This window comes from Metallibacterium sp. (assembly GCF_054637675.1).
Genome location: NZ_JBTSRB010000071.1, coordinates 1 through 1,283, shown reverse-complemented (window position 1 = coordinate 1,283; position 1,283 = coordinate 1). Strand labels below are relative to the sequence as shown.

At 65.7% G+C, this 1,283-nt stretch carries 2 protein-coding genes; both read left to right on the top strand.

All coding sequences use genetic code 11. The features are described from left to right. The first annotated feature begins 164 nt into the window (after window positions 1-164). A complete protein-coding gene (locus tag ACYDAT_RS14825) occupies window positions 165-467 on the top strand; it encodes a hypothetical protein (protein ID WP_461451099.1) in 303 nt (100 codons plus the stop codon). Beyond that, window positions 464-949: a hypothetical protein gene (locus ACYDAT_RS14820; protein WP_461451097.1), complete on the top strand. Its 486-nt coding sequence runs from the start codon at window positions 464-466 to the stop codon at window positions 947-949. Before ACYDAT_RS14825 ends, ACYDAT_RS14820 begins: the two co-directional genes overlap by 4 nt. The last annotated feature ends 334 nt before the right edge of the window (window positions 950-1,283 follow it).

Genomic DNA, 1,283 nt, shown 5'->3' with positions numbered 1-1,283 from the left:
GCTTTCGCGGGAATGACGAATCCGAGTGGGCGTACAGTCGCCAGCGCACCCCAAGTTCTTTGTCGTCCCTTGGGGACTTCTCCTCTGGACTTCCTTCGGTCGCGTTGGTCATCCTGAGCGCAGCGAAGGATCCCGGCCTCATTCCGCAGCCCATTGAACAGCCCATGCGCCTGACCCCCGAACAAGCCGCCATCATCCGCAGCGCCGCCGCCGAGGTATTCGGCAGCGATGCGCGCGTGTGGCTGTTCGGTTCGCGCGTGGACGACGCCAAGCACGGCGGCGACATCGACCTGTATTTGGAAACCGTGCAAGGCAGTGGTTCTGCGATACAGCAGCAAGCACGGCTGTGGAGCCTGCTGCAGCAACGGCTGGGCGAGCAGCGCATCGACATCGTGGTGCGCGCGGCGGGCACCCGTCCGCAACCCATCCACGAAATCGCGCGCCTCACCGGAGTGCCGCTGGCATGAGCGCCCTGTTCGCCCAGCAGCAGGCCCTGCTGCAACAGCAACTGCACGTGCTGACGCGCATCGAGTCGGGTCTGCGTTATTCGCTGGAGCGCCTGCCCAAGGCGCTCGCGCCGAGCGATCTCGACAATGCCGAGGTGCTCGAGCGCCTGGCATCCATCAACGACCGCTACACCAAGCTGCAGGACCAGCTCTCCGCCGCGCTGCGGCACGCCCACGCGATGATCGGCGAGCGCTATCGCGGCTTCGCGGACGTGATCGACTGGGCGGTGCGGCAGGACTTGATCGAGCAGGCCGAGGTGTGGATGGAACTGCGCGCCCTGCGCAATCGCCTCACCCACGATTACGACCTCGAAGCCGCTGCCATGCCCGAGGTGCTGCAGGCCATCCGCGAGGCCACCGAGATCCTGGCCGGCGTGATCATGCGCCTGCGCAGCCTCGGCCGGCGGTTGGGCCTGTTGCCCGCGAATCCGCCTGCGCCTTGAATCCGATCCCGCCCATGCGCCTGACCCCCGAACAAGCCGCCATGCCCCTGCCTCGTCATCCCACACTTTCCCCTCGTCATCCCACACTTTCCCCTCGTCATCCCCGCGCAGGCGGGGATCCAGTCCACCAACACACCTGGTTTCCCGTCCCCGACACAAGCATTCGGGGATGACGTTCTTTCGCGGGAATGACGAACTTCAACTGAACCCATGCGCCTGACCCCCGAACAAGCCGCCATGCCCCTGCCTCGTCATCCCACACTTTCCCCTCGTCATCCCACACTTTCCCCTCGTCATCCCCGCGCAGGCGGGGATCCAGTCCACCAACACACCT